The organism is Rhodococcus sp. 15-649-2-2, from assembly GCF_002258645.1.
Classification (GTDB): Bacteria; Actinomycetota; Actinomycetes; order Mycobacteriales; family Mycobacteriaceae; genus Rhodococcoides.
Genome location: NZ_NPFM01000033.1, coordinates 32,606 through 49,906 on the forward strand (window position 1 = coordinate 32,606; position 17,301 = coordinate 49,906).

A 17,301-nucleotide genomic window follows, 5' to 3' on the forward strand; every position below is an offset into this window, starting at 1 on the left:
GCAGCAGGAACGAAGGAACGGCCCGCGGATCCGCTGAGTCGAGGAGAGAGCGGACGGGTGTGTCCGCTCTCTCGACTGTCTCACGTGCTACCGAAATATGAAACGCAATTCTCACATAGTGAGATCAGTCCAGATCGTCGTGCGCCATCAGCTGACGCGCAGCCTCGATGACCGATCCCGACAACGACGGATAAACCGAGAACGTGTTGGCCAGGTCGTTGACCGAGAGGTTGTTCTGCACCGCCATCGCGATGGGCAGAATCAGCTCCGACGCACTCGGGGCGACCACAACGCCGCCGATGACGACGCCGGTGGCCGGGCGACAGAAGATCTTGACGAAACCGCGCTTGAGCCCGCTCATCTTCGCTCGCGGATTTGTGGTCAGTGGCAGCATCACCACGCGCGCCGGTACGTCACCGGCGTCGATCTTGGACTGTGCGACGCCGACCGACGCGATCTCGGGCCGCGTGAACACCGCGGAGGCCACGGTCTTGAGCTTGATCGGGCTCACGGCCTGTCCCAGTGCGTGGTACATCGCGATGCGTCCCTGCATCGCCGCGACCGAGGCCAGCGGCAGCAGACCGGTGCAGTCACCGGCTGCGTAGATGCCCGCGACCGCGGTACGAGATACGCGGTCCACTCGCAGGTATCCACCCTTGTCGAGTTCGATGCCGACCTTCTCGAGTCCCAGACCGGAGGTGTTGGGAACCGATCCGACGGTCATCAGCGCGTGACTGCCCTCGACGGTGCGACCGTCCGACAGCGTGACGAGAACACCGTCGTCGGTGCGAACCACCGAGTCCGCACGGGCGTGCTTGACGAGGGTGACACCTCGCTCGTTGAACGCGTCCTCGAGGACCAGAGCGGCATCCTCGTCCTCGTGTGGGAGGACGCGGTCGCGGCTCGAGACCGCGGTGACCTTGACGCCCATCTCGGTGTAGGCCGAGACGAACTCGGCACCGGTCACACCGGATCCGACGACAACCAAGTGCTCGGGTAGGGCCTCGAGGTCGTAGAGCTGACGCCAGTTGAGAATGCGTTCGCCGTCGGGCTCGGCTCCCTTGACCACGCGGGGGCGGGCACCGGTCGCGATGAGGACGACGTCGGCGTCGAGGATGCGTTCCTCGCCGTCGGCCAACACCGCCTTGATTTGATGCGAGGCCATACCGACATGGGTGTCGATCATCTCGGCGCGGCCGGCCAGGAGTTCGACGCCGACCGAGGTGACGCGGTGGGCGATGTCGGCCGACTGAGCCTGCGCGAGACTCTTGACTCGGTCGTGAATCTTCGGAAGCGCAACGGCGGCCTGCGATGGATCGAGCGAAATACCCAGGTCGCTGGCTCGACGCATTTCGGTGCGAATGCCGGTCGAGGCGATGAACGTCTTCGACGGCACGCAGTCCCACAGAACGCAGGCACCGCCGATACCGTCGGAATCGACGAGCGTCACCTGTCCGCCGTGCTGGGCGGCTACCAATGCTGCTTCGTACCCTGCCGGACCACCACCGATGATCACAATCCGGGTCATTGATCCTCTTCTCGCGTGCTCGAAATTCTCTCGCTTTGTCCCCTCAACGGTATTGCAGAGGCCGCCCCGGCGCGTCGGTAGGGCTGGCTTCGGTGACCCGGGAGGCGACCGGACCTGCGACGACTCACCGAAACAGGACCACGACGCGTCAACCGGCACCGATACGGTTTAGGCTGGCCGACGTGCCAATTTATGCCGCCTACGGATCGAACATGCATCCGGAGCAGATGTTGCAGCGATGCCCACACTCCCCCCTGTCGGGAACCGGGTGGCTGCACGGATGGCGGTTGACCTTCGGCGGCGGCGACATCGGCTGGGAAGGCGCACTCGCCACGATCGTCGAGGATCCCGACTCTCAGGTCTTCGTCGTCCTCTACGACGTATCGGACGAGGACGAGGAAAGTCTGGATCGCTGGGAGGGCTCCGAACTCGGCATTCACCGCAAGATCCGACTACGCATCGAGACCGGCCGTGAGCCGGTACTGGCGTGGATGTACGTGCTCGACGCCTACGAGGGTGGCCTGCCGTCGGCCCGCTATCTCGGAGTGATGGCGGAAGCAGCCGAAATTGCCGGTGCCCCAGCCGAATACGTCCGAGACCTACGAACCCGCAACAGCCGCAACGTCGGTCCCGGCACAGCCTCGTAGCTCGAAGGGCAGATCAGAAGTAGTTCTTCATCACCGACGCCACCCAGGCCGGCTCGGTCACGTCCGCACGCTCCGGAACCATGGACTGCAGGAACGGTTTGACGTCGAGGACCGGTGAGCCGTCGATAGCGTCGAGACCTCGAACTCGGATGCGCAGTCCGTCGACGTCGACGATCTCGCACCGCGACACTCCGAGATGGTTGGGGCGGTCCTTGACGCGTTGGGCGAGGACTCCCACCCGAGGAAGCGTCGTGTCGCCGCGGGGGTGGCGCGAGCCGGTGGTCGTCGCCGCCGGATCACATCGGTGGAAGCCGTAGACGACCTCGAGGTGCGAGAAGTCGGCAAGACCGAGAGTCGCGTCGACGTCGAGCACGGTCCGGTCGAGGTCGATGACGGACTCGACGGATCCCCAGTTGTCGTCCACCACCTCGGCACGGTCGGATCGAACGATTCCGATCGGCGACACTTCGAAAGCCATCTCGTTCCCTGCCCCTAGTTCGGATCCAGCGCGATTCCGGTCATCACCTTCACACCCACGGCCAGTGCTCGCTCGTCGAGATCGAACGTGGGCTGATGGATGTCGAGTTGGGGGCCGGTACCTGGCCATACGCCCAGCCGAGCCATCGCCCCCGGCACCCTTTCGAGGTACCACGAGAAATCCTCGCCGCCACCGGACTGCGCGGTATCGGCGAGGGCGGTTGCCCCGACGCGTGTGATCGCCTTCTCGAAGGTGTGCGTGGACGAGGGGTCGTTGACCACCGGTGGTACGCCGCGGCGGTAGTGCAACTCGAATTGCACCCCGGTGGGTGCGAGCAATCCGGTGACGATCTCGCGGACCAACGGTTCGAGCAACGCCCAGGTCTCGTGATCGCCGGTGCGGACGGTGCCGGTCAGCATGCCGGTCTGCGGAATGGCGTTGGGGGCCTGGCCCGCCACCACCGCTCCCCACACCATGACCGTGCTGGTCCGAGGATCGATGCGCCTGCTCAGCATCCCGGGCAGGCCGGTGATCACCGTGCCGAGCGCGTACACGAGATCCGTCGTCAGGTGCGGCCGCGACGTGTGACCGCCGGGTGAGTCCAGCCGCAGCTCGACGGTGTCGGCGGCGGAGGTGATGGCACCGACACGTACGCCGACCTGTCCCACCTCGAGCCGCGGATCACAGTGCAGCGCAAAGATCTTGGTGACACCGTCGAGCGCGCCCGCGGCCACCGCGTCCAGCGCACCCCCGGGCATGACCTCCTCGGCGGGCTGAAAGATCAGGCGCACCCCGTACTGCAGATCCGGCAGCGATGCCAGCGCCAGCCCGGTCGCGAGCAGCACCGTGGTGTGCGCGTCGTGGCCGCAGGCGTGCGACACCCCGGGCACAGTCGACGAATACGCCGCGCCGGTGTTCTCCTGCAGCGGTAGGGCATCCATGTCTGCCCGCAACGCGACACGAGGACCGTCGGGTCCGATGTCGCAGATCAACCCCGTTCCGCCGGGGAGGGGCTTGGGTGACAGGCCCGCTGCTTCCAGTTGTTCGATCACGAATGCGGTGGTGCCGAATTCGCGTCGAGCGAGTTCCGGGTTGGCGTGAATGTGCCGACGCCACAGCGACAGATCTGCCGTATGCGACTCGATCCACCGATCGATCGCGGCCTCACGAGTGTTCACTGTTGCCCAGCCGATCGGGCGCTCACGCCGTCGAGCAGGCGGGCCCGAGTGCTGGGATCGGCTGCAGCACGCGCGGCAGTTCTGGCCAGACCGAGGGCTCCGTCGCGTAATGCTCGGTCGGCGGACTCGGTGACGCACGCAGCGGCGAACTCCGGCTGATGCGTCACCGCCCCGCCTGCGTCGAGCCCGACGACGGGATGGATACCAGGTAGAACATTCGTCACGTTTCCCATGTCTGTGCTGCCCAACGGGCGAAATCCTTCCAAATCCGGAGCCAACGGCGATCGGCCCAACGCTTCGATCTCCTGACGAAAAGCCGCGACCAGCCACGAATCCGGCGTCAACGCAGCGTATGTCGGTGACACCGTACGAATCTCGTGAGTACACCCGGTGGCGAGTGCCCCGGCCTCGAAACACGCGAACGCCTTGGTCGTCAGCGCCTCGAGCGACTCCGTGGTGTTCGCGCGCAGGTAGTAGAGCAACTCGGCATGGCCGGGAACGATGTTCGGCGCCGCCCCGCCATCGCTGACGATGCCGTGGAACTGCTGACCGGGTGCCAGGTGCTGACGCAGCAAACCGAGCGCCACCTGGGAGATGGTGACCGCATCGCCTGCGTTGATTCCCCATTCCGGAGCGGCCGAGGCATGCGCGGCGCGGCCGGTGAACTGCACGGCGACGTCGGCCAGAGCCAGCGACGTCGCACCGACGATGTCGAAGGGTCCGGGGTGGACCATCAGTGCCGCGCCGATGCCGTCGAACACTCCGCGCTCGAGCATCAGCACCTTGCCGCCGCCGGTCTCCTCGGCCGGGGTGCCGAGCACTCGGACGGTGACGCCCAGAGCGTCGGCGACCGGAGCCAATGCAAGCGCCGCCCCCACCGCGGACGCCGCAATGATGTTGTGCCCGCACGCATGACCGATCTCCGGCAGGGCGTCGTACTCCGCACAGATACCGATCACCAGGTCCCCGCTGCCGAACGACGCGGTGAACGCGGTATCCATGTCTGCCACGTTCGACTCGATCTCGAAATCGTGGGCTCTGAGCGTTTCGAGGATCTTGGCGACGCTGCGATGTTCTTCGAACGCCAGCTCGGGCTCGGCATGAATCGAGTGCGACAGTGCGACCAGTTCGCCGGTCGCGGCGGCCAGGGCGCGGTCCATGGCACTGGCCACAGCAGCACTGTTCGATTCGTCCGTCACGAGAGACAGTGTGTCACTAGCGTGGCCGAGTGTCGGAACGGCTGTGCCGACTTGCAGGCAGAGACCGGCTTGCTACTTTCCGAAGCTGAAGTTGCTGTCGTCGGTTGCGGTGTTCAGCGCGGCGAGCAGATCCACGTGCATACGTGCCTTGATTCCGGCAAGATTTGCACCCCGGGTGCTCGTCAGCGCCGCAGCCTTCGCGACCGCATCGGACACCAAAGACTCCTCCGGTGCCGTCGCCTCGACGATTCCGGCGGTCACGGCGTCGGCACCGCCGTAGCGGCGACCGGTCGTCATTGCCTCGACGGCCGTCTGCTTGGGCAGCCGGGAGTTGATCAACGCGGACATCCCCACGGTGAACGGCATGTTCAGGTTCACCTCGGGCAGGCAGTAGAAGCCTCGGTCGGCGCGTTGGATGCGGAAGTCGTGCGAGGTGGCGAACATTGCGCCCGCTCCGAACGCGTGCCCCTGCACCGCGGCGACGGTGGCCATCGGAAACGCCAGGAGCCGGGTGTAGAGCGTGTGGACACGGTCGAGGTACCAGGTGATCTTGTCCAGGTTGGCGAAGAGCCAATCGGTGTCGAGACCGTTGCTGTAGAACTTGCCCGCCGACGTGGTGACCAGTGCCGCCGGACCGGTCGAAGCCTCGACCTCGTCGAGCAACGCGTGGGTGGCGTCGATCCAGTCCGGGTGGAACCGATTCTCCGGATTGTCCGCGCCGTCCTGGGCACCGAGGAACAGGATGTGGACGTCGCCGTCGCGTTCGAGATAAGGCATGCAGCGGATACTACTCGGGGGTAACTTGCTGGTGGCAACCTCCATCGGTCGCACATCCATCGCGTCGATCTCCTACTGTTGTTCATCGTGGCAACCACCGACGCACATGAGACCGACCCCGTGACCGACCCCGAGGGGGCCGCGCGCACCGCCGCCGACGCTCTCGCCGCGGCGACCGGAGTCGACGCCCATTCCGTGGCCATCGTCCTCGGCTCCGGCTGGCAGGCAGCAGCCGATGTCTTCGGCTCCCCCACCGCGACCGTGCGCATGGCCGACCTGCCCGGCTTCGCGCCGCCGTCGGCGTCGGGTCACTCGGGCACCATCACCTCGGTGGACGTCGGCGGTACCCACACCCTGCTGCTGCAGGGCCGCACCCACGCCTACGAAGGTCACGACCTGCGACGCGTCGTGCACCCAGTGCGCACCGCGATCGCTGCAGGCGCGACGACCGTCGTGCTGACCAATGCCGCAGGCGGAATTCGCGATGGCATGAGCGTCGGGCAGCCCGTCCTGATTTCCGACCACCTCAACCTCACCGCACGTTCGCCTCTCGTCGGTGCCGAGTTCGTCGATCTGGTCGACGCGTACTCCCCCGAACTTCGCGCTCTTGCGGCCCAGATCGATCCGTCTCTCGAAGACGGCGTCTACGCAGGTCTGCCCGGCCCCCACTACGAGACGCCTGCCGAGATCCGGATGCTGCGCACTCTCGGAGCAGACCTCGTGGGTATGTCGACGGTGCACGAGACGATCGCCGCACGGGCGAAGGGCGCTCGAGTCCTCGGCATCTCGCTGGTCACCAACCTTGCGGCCGGAATGACCGGCGAGCACCTCAACCACACCGAAGTACTCGCTGCCGGTAAGGATTCCGCTGCCCGGATGGGTGCCTTGCTGCACGAATTGGTCACTCGGCTGTGACCGAGGAGCTTTCCGAACGCGTGCAGCGCTGGATCGCAGGCGATCCGGACCCCACTACCCGTGACGAACTGCGCAGCCTGTCCGATGCCGAACTCACCGATCGGTTCAGTGGCCCACTGACGTTCGGCACGGCGGGCTTGAGAGGACCGGTACGCGCGGGACCCAACGGGATGAACGAGGCGGTAGTGGTGAAGACCACCGCCGGAATCGCAGCATGGTTGATCGAGAAGGGCCTCGGCGGGTCGACCGTCGTCGTCGGCCGCGACGCCAGAACCGGCTCCGAACAGTTCGCCTTCGCGGCCGCGGAAACCCTGTCCGCCCAGGGATTTTCGGTGGTCTTGCTGCCTCGACCGCTCCCGACTCCCGTCGTCGCCTTCGCGGTACGTGCCCTCGACGCCGAGCTCGGCGTGCAGATCACGGCGTCACACAACCCCGCGGCGGACAACGGCTACAAGGTGTACCTCCGCGGCGGCACGCAACTGATCCCGCCGAGTGACGCGGAGATCGAGACGCTGATCGCCGCCACCGGCGACGCGGTCGACGTTCCCCGTTCGATCGTCGAACCCAGCGGTACCGACATCGCTGCGCGTTACCTCGATTCGGTTGTTGCACTGCCTCGTTCGACGCGCCGAGATATCCGCATCGCCCTCACGGCGCTGCACGGCGTCGGCGGCGAGCTGGCCACAGCGGCGCTGCGTGGAGCAGGGTTCCGCGACGTCCAGGTGGTCGAGGAACAATTCGAGCCCGACCCAGCGTTCCCCACCGTCACGTTCCCCAACCCCGAGGAGCCGGGCGCCGCCGATGCGGTGCTCGCTCTCGCGGCTGCGATCGACGCCGATGTCGCGATAGCCCTCGACCCCGATGCCGATCGCTGTGCGGTCGGGGTGCCCACGGACGGCGGGTGGCGCATGCTGACCGGCGACGAGACCGGAGCACTGCTCGCGAACCATCTCCTCGCCGATGCGCCCGCCGACCCGTTGGTGGCCAACACCATCGTCTCGTCGCAACTGCTCTCCGCGCTCGCTCCGGCGCGTGGTGCCCGCTATGCCCGCACCCTGACCGGATTCAAATGGCTCGTCCGCGCGGGCGAGGGTCTCGTGTACGCCTACGAGGAGGCAATCGGGCACTGCGTCGATCCGAATGTGGTGCGTGACAAGGACGGTATCTCGGCAGCGGTGGTGCTCGCAGATCTGGCCGCCGGCCTGAAACAGGACCGGCGCACCCTGCTCGACGTGCTCGACGAGCTCGCGGTCGAGTTCGGCGTACACCTGGGTGCGCAGGTCTCGCGGCGGGTGCAGGACCTCGCCGAGATCGGGAACATGATGGACCGGCTACGCACCGAACCGCCGACGGAATTGGCCGGCCGGGCCGTCATCGTCGAGGATTACGCTGACCGCGACGACGAGTTGCGCACCGACGCAGTCGAGATCAGCGGATCGGGGCTGCGGGTGATCGTGCGGCCGTCCGGTACCGAACCCAAGCTCAAGGCGTACCTCGAAGTGATCGAGCAGGTCGAAAGCCGTGACGAACTGGCGCGCGCCCGGGCGGCAGCGGGCGAGGTACTGGCCGAACTGACCGACTACGCCCAGCACCTCTAGCCCTGGTAATCCCGAATCTCAGAACAACGCCGACTGCACCGCGGGCAGATCCGAGGTGAAGGCACCGAGTTCTATTCGCCGACCTTTGAGTGCTGCCAGATCCACGACGTAGGTGTCGTCGTCCACAGTGGCGATCACCGCCTGCCCGACGCATGTCCTGATTTCGAGTCCATGAGCTCCGGTCGCGACATCCGCGGGGTAGGTGACGCGACTGACGTTCTCGCTCAACGCTTCGCGTCCGGCGGGTGGCGTCCATCGTTCGTCGATCGGGGTGCACCCTGCGATGCCCGCGCCGGTCAGCATCTCGCGGACCTGCTCGGCCCGGGCAGCGGTGGCGGCGTCGAGCTTCTCGACGTCGATCGGTAGACACAGCGAGGCCGCTTTCGCCGCGGATCGCACTGCCTGCCGAAGCCCCATCGACTCGGTCACGAGATCCTCGGCCACCCGAACAGCTTTCCCGTCGTCGGCGTGGGCGACGTACCGCGCACAAATGGCTCCTTGCTCGGCGAGCCGGCCCCACTTACGTGTGTCCGCTGCCGTCCCGATCTTGAAGGTGCCGTTCGCGAATGCCGCCAGATAGAGCCAATGCGGTTGCATGACATGCTTTTCCAGATCACGCGAGACGAAGCCGCTGCGATGCACGGTGTGCACGAATCGAAAACTGTCCTTGTCGGCGCAGGTCGCGCACTGGCCCGACGCGACGGCGCGCTCCCGGCCGGGGCACGGCACGTAGCGCGGCGGGCCGTCGGCCCGAAATGCCATGCGCCCGGTGCAGTACCGATCGGTCGAAGCACCCGGCGCGCGGTAACCGAATGTGCGGCCGACCAGTTCGTGAAACTCGATCTGCTCGGTGTCGACATCGAGCACCCGTAATCTCGGGCGGGGTGCAGGTGCCGCCTCCGAGGGCCAGGAGACCCCGAGGACCAAGCGGGCGGCGGTAGCGGAGGTCAGCGCGGACCGAACTGACGATCGCCTGCGTCACCGAGGCCGGGAACGATGAACGCGTTCTCGTTCAGGCCGTCGTCGATGCTCGCTGCCACCAATCGGACCGGCAGGCCCGAGGCTTCCAGCGCGGCAACACCTTCGGGAGCGGCCACGACGCAGATGGCCGTAACCTCCGCCGCACCGCGACCGACGAGCAGTTCGATCGTGTGCACCATGGAACCGCCGGTGGCCAGCATGGGGTCCAGCACGTACACCGGCGTCTGCGACAGATCGTCGGGCAAGGACTCCATGTACGGGACGGGCTGATGCGTCTGTTCGTCCCGGGCCATCCCCACGAATCCGACGCGGGACTGCGGAATCAGACTGCTGGCCTTCTCCACCATGCCCAGACCTGCACGCAGAACCGGTACTAGCAACGGCGGGCGTGCCAGCCTGGTGCCCTCGGTCACGGCGACGGGGGTGCGCACTTCGAAGGTATCGATGGCGGCGTCTCGGGTGGCCTCGTAGACCAGCATGTGGGTGAGTTGACGAAGAGCCGTCCGGAACGTGGCATTGTCGCTGCGCTCGTCCCGCATCGTGGTGAGCAGGGCTGCGGCCAGTGGGTGGTCGACCACGTGTGTTTCCATGCCGTCCAGGATAGGACTTCGGTGGTCGGACGCGAACGGCAAGTCAGGGGAACCGAATGGCGGGCATCCGCGTCGAACCAGTTGGGCGTCGCACTCGGCGGCCCTGAATCGATTGCTTTCTCAGGGGGCACTGATGGCCGAACTCGTCGTCGACACCGAGGGGGTCCTCGCATACAGTGCGGTGGCGTCGACCATGGCCCAACAGATCGCCGCGGCGGGCGCTGCCGCTGCTGCGTGCGGTCCAGCCGTGCTCGCACCGGTGTTCGGCCTGATCGGACAGGAATTTCTCGGTGCTGTCTCCGGTACCCATCTTGCGCACACCGACGCCGTGGTGCGCTTGGCCGGAGCGGTGGCGAGCATCGGTTCCGCGGCCACGGCATCGGCGGTGTCGTACGCCCTCACCGATGCCGGCACCGGAGCAACCGTCGCGGGCTCGGCGGCCGGTATCGCGCCGGACGCGAGGTAGCGGCCATGATCGATCTGTTGGCCCGTCCGATCGTCGACCTGCTCGGTGCCTTCGGCAACGGAGCGGTTCCCACCGGGGGTCCGGCCGATGTGCTTCGTGTGTCTTCGGCAGCGATCGAGGCGGCGCAGGGAGTCGGCAGGGTCGCGATCACCGAGCTCGCCGCGAATTGGAACGGTGCCGCCGCCGACGCCGCAATTCGATACGCCGAGAACGCACACTCGTCCGCGATCGCCCTCGCGGACCACGCCGACGACATCGCTGCCGTCGTCGATCAGGCCTGCCGCGATACCAACCAGGGTTTCCTCGAACTGCAGGCCATCGCGGCGTCGTTCGTGGGCATCGCACTCTCGGCCGGACCGATCATCGCTACGCCGGTAGGGCAGACCATGCTGATCTCGGCAGCCATCGAGCACCTCGAGCGGGCTCTGGTGGTGGTTGCCCGTGTTCGAGCCGAATTGGCCGCGCACACTGCGAAAGTCGGGACACTCGCCGCTCCGCCGACGGTGCCCGCACCTGTGGGCGGAGGACCCGTACCTGCACCCGGATCTTCCTCGAATCTCATGACCTCACCTGCCACGTCGCAGGTGATCGAGGCCGGTGAGAAATTGGCGAAGACGTTCGCGCAGTCGTTGTCCTCCCCTGCTACCGGAGCCGACCTGCCGGGTGGTGGCGGCGGTGGCGCACTGAACTATCTGGGTGATCCGGCCGCCGATTCTTCCCGGTCGACCGACAGCGCCGGTCGCGGCGTCGAAGTGCGGTTGCCCGACGGCAGTATCGTCACCGCACCGAACCCCGAGGCCGCGGGTGCCGTTCGTAGTGCATTGACGCAACAGGGCGTGCCCTACGCGTGGGGCGGTACCACTCCGGGCAGCGGGCTCGACTGCAGCGGATTGACTCAGTGGGCGTACTCGCAACAGGGCGTCGAGATCCCCCGTCTGGCGCAGGAACAAGGCATCGGCTCGGCCGTGGCACCGGGTGAGGTGATGCCCGGCGACCTTGCGGTCTGGGACGGCCACGTGGCCATGGTCATCGGCAACGGCCAGCTGGTCGAAGCCGGAGATCCGGTGCAGGTCGGACCGATCCGAACGACCAACAGCGGTATGGGCTTCAAGGGCTTCTACCGTCCGACCGAATGAAGGGCCGGCCAGTGACGGACTCGGACACCACCGTTGTCAGTGCGGTATCGGGCACCAGATCGGGATCGGTGACAGTGCGCTCCACCGAACACGGGCTACCGATCGCAGTTGCCATCGACGAGCGCGAACTGCGTTACGGCGGAGGCGCATTGGCGGCGACGATTCTGCAGCAAAGCGAGCGGGCGAGCGCCGCGGCCCGCGCCCAGCGCCGTACCCTGCTGGCCGAAGACGGCGTTCCTGCCGACGTTCTCGATCGCCTCGGATTACCCACGAGCGCCCGAGTGGCCGCCGATGCGAACGAGGACTCGGCCGAGGATGTCGCCCCCGCGAGTTGGTTGAGGCAGGCATGACCCACACGCACACCACCGAAGTCGACGCTCTGGTCGGCGGAGCCCAGCACCGACTGGACACTCTGCGCGAGACTCACGAGCGACTGGACCGCATCAGGTTTCGAGTCACCTCTCCGGACAACCTGGTGACCGTCGTCGCCGATGGATCCGGTGCCATGGTCGAACTCGAACTCGCCGAGAACCTCGGATCGGTGACCGCTCGCGTACTCGCGTCGACGATCACCTCCGTGGCTGCCGAGGCCGCCGCTGGGGCACTCGACCACCGCGAAGGCATCCTGCAAAGTCTGCAAGCGTCGTTCACAGACTCCTGAGATAGGCTTCGCGCCATGGCTGGAGACATCATCCCGATCGAACTCGGTCTCACCGCCGGTGACTTCTCGACACTGTGGGCACCGGAGTGGCGAGAAGGCGACGACGAGTGGGAGGCATTCCTCGGACACGAGGAAGATCTGTACGGATTCTCGACCGTCGCAGAGCTCGCGGCGTTCGTCCGATCCGACGACGACAACGATCTCACCGACCATCCGTCGTGGCCGGTGGTCTCCGCTCTGGCGGCGTACGAGCTCGAGCCCGACGATCTGCATCGCTTCGATCTGGTGGCCGTACCGGAGCTGGTGGCCTCGGACCCCGAAGCCGACGTCCTCGCCGAACTGCAGGCAACCTTCGACATCGTCGCCTCCATCGGTGACGTATGCGAATTGCGGCCCGTCACAAGCTTTTTCGGAACCAATCCGTTCGTGGGGGCAGTCGGCGGAGGCGTCGAGAACTTCCTCGGTCGTGAGGGAGCCGAACTGTGGGATCGCATCGGAGCGGCGGTTGCCAAACACTGGGACGACGTACTGGACGCAGTCGACTCCATCGTCACCTCGCCCGACGTCGATTCCGCTGCCGTTGCCGTAGCCGAAGCCGAGATCACAGCAGCGGCGGAGAATGCCGTCGACGCCGATGACGCCACGGACGACATCGACTCCGATTCCGACGACGAAGACGAAGACGACGATTCCGAAGACGACGATGTCGATCGTGATCCGATCGCCGCTGCGGCCGCCGAGGAAACGTTCTGGACCACTGTCGGCATCGATCCGATTCGCATCATCACCTCGGACGACACGCTGTACACCCTGCGTTGCTACCTCGGCGACAAACCGGTGTTCCTCGGCCGCGGCGGTGCGATCAGCGTGTTCGGCTCCGAGCGCTCGCTCGCCCGGTACCTGGCCGATGATCACGACCACGATCTCGCTCAGGTCAGCACGTACTCGGACATTCAGACCGCCGCCATCGACGGCTCGCTCGACATCACAATCACCGACGACAACGTGTACGTGCTCCCCGGCCTGGCCGACGATCTCGCCGAGGGCCCGACTGCGGTCGATGCCGATCAGCTGGATCTGGCCGTCGAATTGTTCACCGATGCAGCCGATTTCGCCGGTGACACATCCGTCGAGGAGGCGCTCGCCACGTCGACGCCGTTGGGCTGGTACGTCTCGTACACCCTCGAACCGAGTCCCGATCGACTCGCTCCCAGCGCGCCGTTCGCCGTCGAGGCCGAAGCATGGCGCGCGCTCGAGCGCGAGTTCGAGGGCCGGCTCCGCAAGAAGTAGCGACCGGCCCTCGCGCGGAGGGTCAGCCGATCAGGACCGCATAACCGGGCTTGATGACGTCGTCGATCAGCGCCAGCCGCTCGTCGAACGGTAGAAATGCGGACTTCATGGCGTTGATGGTGAACCGCTCGAGATCACTCCAACCGTAGCCGAAGGTCTCGACGAGCTTGACCATCTCGCGACTCATCGAGGTGTCGCTCATCAACCGGTTGTCGGTGTTGACGGTGACCCGAAAGCGTAGGCGTGCAAGCAGATCGAACGGGTGTGTCGCCAAGGACTCGACCGCGCCGGTCTGCACGTTGGAGCTCGGGCAGAGTTCGAGCGGCATTCGAGTGTCACGCACGTATGCGGCCAGCAAACCGAGCGTGGGCGAGCCGTCGGCTTCGTGGGTGATGTCGTCGGTGATCCGAACTCCGTGACCGAGCCTGTCGGTCCCGCAGAACGCCACTGCTTCCTGAATGGACGGGAGACCGAAGGCTTCGCCCGCGTGAATGGTGAAGTGTGCGTTGCTTGCTCGCATGTACTCGAAGGCATCGAGGTGGCGGCTGGGAGGAAAGCCCGCTTCGGCACCGGCGATGTCGAAGCCGACGACCCCGCGATCGCGGAATCGAACCGTCAACTCCGCGATCTCCCGCGAGCGAGCCGCATGTCGCATCGCGGTGAGCAGGGTACCGATCGTGATGTTCTTGCCCCGTACCTTGGCTGCGGAGATCCCCGCCTCGAAACCTGCGAGGGTATGGGTGACGACCTCGTCGAGGGTCAGTCCGCGTTCGAGATGCTGCTCCGGGGCGAAGCGCACCTCGGCATACACGACGCCGTCGTCGGCGAGATCCTCGGCGCATTCGCGCGCTACTCGAAATAGTCCCTCGGGTGTCTGCATCACGGCCACCGTGTGCGCGAACGTTTCGAGGTAGCGCACCAGCGAGCCGCTGTCGGCGGACTCGCGGAACCATTCGCCCAGTGCAGCGCCGTCGGTGGCGGGAAGCCCGTCGTAACCACACTCGTCGGCCAGTTCCAGCACTGTCTGCGGTCGAAGTCCGCCATCGAGGTGATCGTGCAGCAACGCCTTCGGAGCTGTCCTGATCGACGCGTGATCGAGTGGCGCGCTGCCACCGATCGAAGACTGTGTGTTCTCCGTGGTGCTCATGTGTCGACGGTAGCGCGCAGCCCGCGCGTCCGCCGGAACCCCTCGGCGAGTCCGCGGATTCCGGCGAACCCTGCTACTTCTGCGACCCATTTCGTTGCATTGTTACTCCGATGAAAACAATTCCGTCGATACACAGCGAATCGGCGACGGAAATCGTAGTGTTCATCCAACACACGCGACCGATTCTGTCGGGTCTCCTTCCGACGTCCTCGGTCGACTCGAACCTCGGAGAGACCTATGTCGATTGCGGAACCGCCGAACACCATTCCGGGTAAGGGACTCAACACCGGCGCTCTCGGGTTGGTCGGCAACATCGTCATCGGACTGTCGGCGGTGGCGCCGGCATACAGTCTAGCCGCCACCCTCGGCTACGTCGTCCTGGCCGTCGGCGACAAAGCACCGTCGATGTTCCTCATCGCTTTCGTCCCGATGCTGCTCACGGCCTTCGCCTACCGAGAATTGGGACGCGACACCCCGGACTGCGGAACATCGTTCACCTGGGGCACCAAGGCATTCGGCCCGTGGGTCGGCTGGATGGCGGGATGGGGGCTGGCAGTCTCGGCGATCATCGTGCTCGCCAACGTTGCCGAGATCGCTGCCATCTATCTGTTCGAGTTCCTCGGTCTGTCGGACTTGGCGGAGTCGACTGCGGCCAAGGTCGCACTCGGTTCGTTCTTCATCGTCTCGATGACCTACGTCAGTTTCCGCGGCATCCTGATCAGCGAACGCATGCAGAACGTGCTGCTGGTCGTGCAGTTCGGTGTGCTCATCGGAGTGTCGGTGACTGCATTGGTCAAGGTGGGGACCGGCACCGCCGGACCTCAGGCCATCACGCCCCAGTGGAGTTGGTTGGTTCCCACCGGGGTGACGATGTCCGACGCGGCCCAGGCCATCATCCTGTGCATCTTCATCTACTGGGGATGGGACGCCTGCCTGGCCGTCGGCGAGGAAACGAAGGATTCGGAGAAGACGCCGGGACGCGCCGCGGTGATCACCACGCTGATCCTCGTCGCCACGTACGTTCTCGTCGGATACGCCGTGCAGTCGTTCGCCGGCTTCGGCGATACCGGCATCGGCCTGAACAACCCGGACAACGTCGACGACGTGCTCACCATCCTCGGAGATCCCGTCGCCGGCTCGATCGTGGCCTCCTTGTTGTTGCTGACCGTCTCGATCTCGGCGCTGTCCTCGACTCAGACGACCATTCTGCCCACTGCCCGAGGAACCCTGTCGATGGCTGTGTACGAGGCCATTCCCAAGCGGTTCGCCAGCGTGCACCCCAAGTACATGACCCCTGGCTTCGGCACACTCGTGATGGGGGCCGCGGCCCTGCTGTTCTACCTGGTGCTCACCTTCGTCAGCGCCAACGCATTGCAGGATTCGGTGGCCTCGCTCGGGCTCGCGGTCGCGTTCTACTACGGCATCACCGCATATGCGTGCACCTGGTACTTCCGCCGGACGCTCTTCTCGTCCGTCCGAAACCTGTTCATGCGCGGCATCTTTCCGTTTCTCGGCGGACTGTCGATGACGTGGGCGTTCGTGCAGAGCGCAATCGACATGATCAAACCCGACTACGGTTACACCGTCTACGGACCGATCGGCGGAGTGTTCGTCCTCGGCGTCGGCATGCTGGTACTCGGAATCCCGCTGATGCTGCTGTGCTTCGTGGGCAACAAGGACTTCTTCCAGGGCAAGACACTCACCGCGTCCACCGAAGTCAAGGTTCCGGACACTTACTAGAAGAGAAGGACCGAAACTCATGAAGATCACCGTCGGCTACCTCGCCACTCCCAGCGGCGACGACGGCGTAGCCCTGGCCATCGCCCTCGCTCGTGCTCTCGACGCCTCCATCGACATCGTGCTGGTCATGGCCGTGGACGAACCGGTCATGGAAGGCAGCGGACCGTACCGGAAAGTGCTGGAGGCGAAAGCGAAGGGTTGGGTGGACGACGCCGCTGCCCAGGTCCCGTCGGGCATCGCGGTCACCACCCACGTGCTCTCGCACGAGTCTTTCGCCCGGGCCCTCATCGACTTCGCCGTACAGAACGATGCCGACATGATCGTCGTCGGCGGCGCAGGCGACGGTCTGTTGAATCGGCATTCGATCGGGTCGGTTGCCGGTCAGCTTCTGCACGCCTCCGAAGTGCCACTGGCACTTGCCCCTCGGGGCTACCGGCTCTCCGACGCTCCGATCACCGACCTCACCGTCGCCGTCCCCACCCGGGCATCGGCCCCGAATCCGTTGCCGTTCGCGATCACTCTTGCCAGCGCGGCGCACGTGCCGGTCCGGTTGGTGTCGCTGGTGTCTCTCGAACCGACCGGAGCACCGAGCGACGAGACCTCACTGGACACGCGTCGACGACAGGTCGCCGCCGCGCAGGAGAATCTCGAGCACGCGGCCCGCACTCTCCCCGATATCGACGGCTTGCAGTCGATCGTCGCCGACGGGTCTTCGTTGGACGAGGCCATGGGCAACCTCGACTGGAAGCCGGGCGATGTGCTGTTCCTCGGATCGAGTGGATTGGCAAGCCCCAAGCGGGTCTTCCTCGGATCGAGTGCGGCCAAGATACTGCGGGCCGCCCCGGTGCCGGTGGTCGTCGTTCCGCACGAGTAGACGGTATGGAGGTCTTGGCTGGGGCCTCTCCGCATGTAAGCGTGGGTTGCCGACAGGAGTGGGTCCTGGCCGGTAGAGCCACAGATGTGGGAGGCC

General features: G+C 65.8%; 18 protein-coding genes. 10 read left to right on the forward strand and 8 right to left on the reverse strand.

Annotated features, from left to right (window positions below; genetic code table 11):
- Positions 1 to 124: 124 nt before the first annotated feature.
- Positions 125 to 1,528 carry an NAD(P)H-quinone dehydrogenase gene (locus tag CH305_RS25530; RefSeq protein WP_032376850.1) on the reverse strand — a complete coding sequence of 468 codons (1,404 nt, stop codon included), beginning with the start codon at positions 1,526 to 1,528 and terminating at the stop codon, positions 125 to 127.
- Between the two features lie 182 nt (positions 1,529 to 1,710).
- Here CH305_RS25530 and CH305_RS25535 point away from each other — a divergent pair, with 182 nt between their 5' ends.
- A complete protein-coding gene (locus CH305_RS25535) occupies positions 1,711 to 2,175 on the forward strand; it encodes a gamma-glutamylcyclotransferase (RefSeq protein WP_032404793.1) in 465 nt (154 codons plus the stop codon).
- 13 nt (positions 2,176 to 2,188) lie between these two features.
- Here the strand turns inward: CH305_RS25535 and CH305_RS25540 are convergent, their stop codons facing one another.
- The 4 genes from CH305_RS25540 to CH305_RS25555 all read right to left on the reverse strand — a co-directional run bounded on the left by CH305_RS25540 (position 2,189) and on the right by CH305_RS25555 (position 5,807).
- A complete protein-coding gene (locus tag CH305_RS25540; protein ID WP_032404792.1) occupies positions 2,189 to 2,653 on the reverse strand; it encodes a TrmO family methyltransferase in 465 nt (154 codons plus the stop codon).
- A gap of 14 nt (positions 2,654 to 2,667) precedes the next feature.
- Positions 2,668 to 3,831: a M20 family metallopeptidase gene (locus CH305_RS25545; protein ID WP_032404791.1), complete on the reverse strand. Its 1,164-nt coding sequence runs from the start codon at positions 3,829 to 3,831 to the stop codon at positions 2,668 to 2,670.
- A complete protein-coding gene (locus tag CH305_RS25550) occupies positions 3,828 to 4,991 on the reverse strand; it encodes a M20 family metallopeptidase (RefSeq protein WP_037156236.1) in 1,164 nt (387 codons plus the stop codon). Before CH305_RS25550 ends, CH305_RS25545 begins: the two co-directional genes overlap by 4 nt.
- Positions 4,992 to 5,102: 111 nt before the next feature.
- On the reverse strand, positions 5,103 to 5,807 hold the full coding sequence (locus CH305_RS25555; protein ID WP_032405061.1) for an enoyl-CoA hydratase/isomerase family protein: 705 nt from the start codon (positions 5,805 to 5,807) through the stop codon (positions 5,103 to 5,105).
- 120 nt (positions 5,808 to 5,927) lie between these two features.
- Between CH305_RS25555 and CH305_RS25560 the strand changes: the two genes are divergently transcribed.
- Both CH305_RS25560 and CH305_RS25565 read left to right on the forward strand, forming a co-directional pair.
- Positions 5,928 to 6,722, forward strand: coding sequence for a purine-nucleoside phosphorylase (locus CH305_RS25560; protein ID WP_094705402.1), 795 nt, complete (start codon positions 5,928 to 5,930; stop codon positions 6,720 to 6,722).
- Positions 6,719 to 8,320 carry a phospho-sugar mutase gene (locus tag CH305_RS25565; protein ID WP_094705386.1) on the forward strand — a complete coding sequence of 534 codons (1,602 nt, stop codon included), beginning with the start codon at positions 6,719 to 6,721 and terminating at the stop codon, positions 8,318 to 8,320. The genes CH305_RS25560 and CH305_RS25565 overlap by 4 nt, the downstream gene beginning before the upstream one ends.
- Before the next feature lie 18 nt (positions 8,321 to 8,338).
- Here CH305_RS25565 and CH305_RS25570 read toward each other — a convergent pair whose 3' ends face one another.
- Together CH305_RS25570 and upp are read right to left on the reverse strand one after the other, a co-directional pair.
- On the reverse strand, positions 8,339 to 9,187 hold the full coding sequence (locus CH305_RS25570; RefSeq protein ID WP_249304952.1) for a DUF2797 domain-containing protein: 849 nt from the start codon (positions 9,185 to 9,187) through the stop codon (positions 8,339 to 8,341).
- An 80-nt stretch (positions 9,188 to 9,267) separates the two neighbouring features.
- Entirely contained in the window at positions 9,268 to 9,891 is a 624-nt protein-coding gene (gene upp / locus CH305_RS25575; protein WP_032376845.1) for a uracil phosphoribosyltransferase, read from the reverse strand.
- Positions 9,892 to 10,024: 133 nt separating this feature from the next.
- Between upp and CH305_RS25580 the strand changes: the two genes are divergently transcribed.
- From CH305_RS25580 to CH305_RS25595, 5 genes are read left to right on the forward strand one after another with little or no spacing between them, the layout of a single operon-like run.
- A complete protein-coding gene (locus CH305_RS25580) occupies positions 10,025 to 10,357 on the forward strand; it encodes a type VII secretion target (RefSeq protein WP_094705388.1) in 333 nt (110 codons plus the stop codon).
- A gap of 5 nt (positions 10,358 to 10,362) precedes the next feature.
- Positions 10,363 to 11,493 carry a C40 family peptidase gene (locus tag CH305_RS25585; protein ID WP_094705390.1) on the forward strand — a complete coding sequence of 377 codons (1,131 nt, stop codon included), beginning with the start codon at positions 10,363 to 10,365 and terminating at the stop codon, positions 11,491 to 11,493.
- Positions 11,490 to 11,843: a hypothetical protein gene (locus tag CH305_RS25590; RefSeq protein ID WP_094608012.1), complete on the forward strand. Its 354-nt coding sequence runs from the start codon at positions 11,490 to 11,492 to the stop codon at positions 11,841 to 11,843. Before CH305_RS25585 ends, CH305_RS25590 begins: the two co-directional genes overlap by 4 nt.
- Entirely contained in the window at positions 11,840 to 12,154 is a 315-nt protein-coding gene (locus tag CH305_RS29205) for a YbaB/EbfC family nucleoid-associated protein (protein WP_052070163.1), read from the forward strand. Before CH305_RS25590 ends, CH305_RS29205 begins: the two co-directional genes overlap by 4 nt.
- A 15-nt stretch (positions 12,155 to 12,169) precedes the next feature.
- A complete protein-coding gene (locus tag CH305_RS25595) occupies positions 12,170 to 13,444 on the forward strand; it encodes a primosomal protein (protein ID WP_179278407.1) in 1,275 nt (424 codons plus the stop codon).
- Positions 13,445 to 13,466: 22 nt separating this feature from the next.
- Here the strand turns inward: CH305_RS25595 and CH305_RS25600 are convergent, their stop codons facing one another.
- Positions 13,467 to 14,591, reverse strand: a complete 1,125-nt coding sequence (locus CH305_RS25600; protein ID WP_094705392.1) for an adenosine deaminase — start codon at positions 14,589 to 14,591, stop codon at positions 13,467 to 13,469.
- A 237-nt stretch (positions 14,592 to 14,828) separates the two neighbouring features.
- Between CH305_RS25600 and CH305_RS25605 the strand changes: the two genes are divergently transcribed.
- Positions 14,829 to 16,331 carry an APC family permease gene (locus CH305_RS25605; protein WP_032376840.1) on the forward strand — a complete coding sequence of 501 codons (1,503 nt, stop codon included), beginning with the start codon at positions 14,829 to 14,831 and terminating at the stop codon, positions 16,329 to 16,331.
- Between the two features lie 19 nt (positions 16,332 to 16,350).
- A complete protein-coding gene (locus CH305_RS25610) occupies positions 16,351 to 17,205 on the forward strand; it encodes a universal stress protein (RefSeq protein WP_094616558.1) in 855 nt (284 codons plus the stop codon).
- The last annotated feature ends 96 nt before the right edge of the window (positions 17,206 to 17,301 follow it).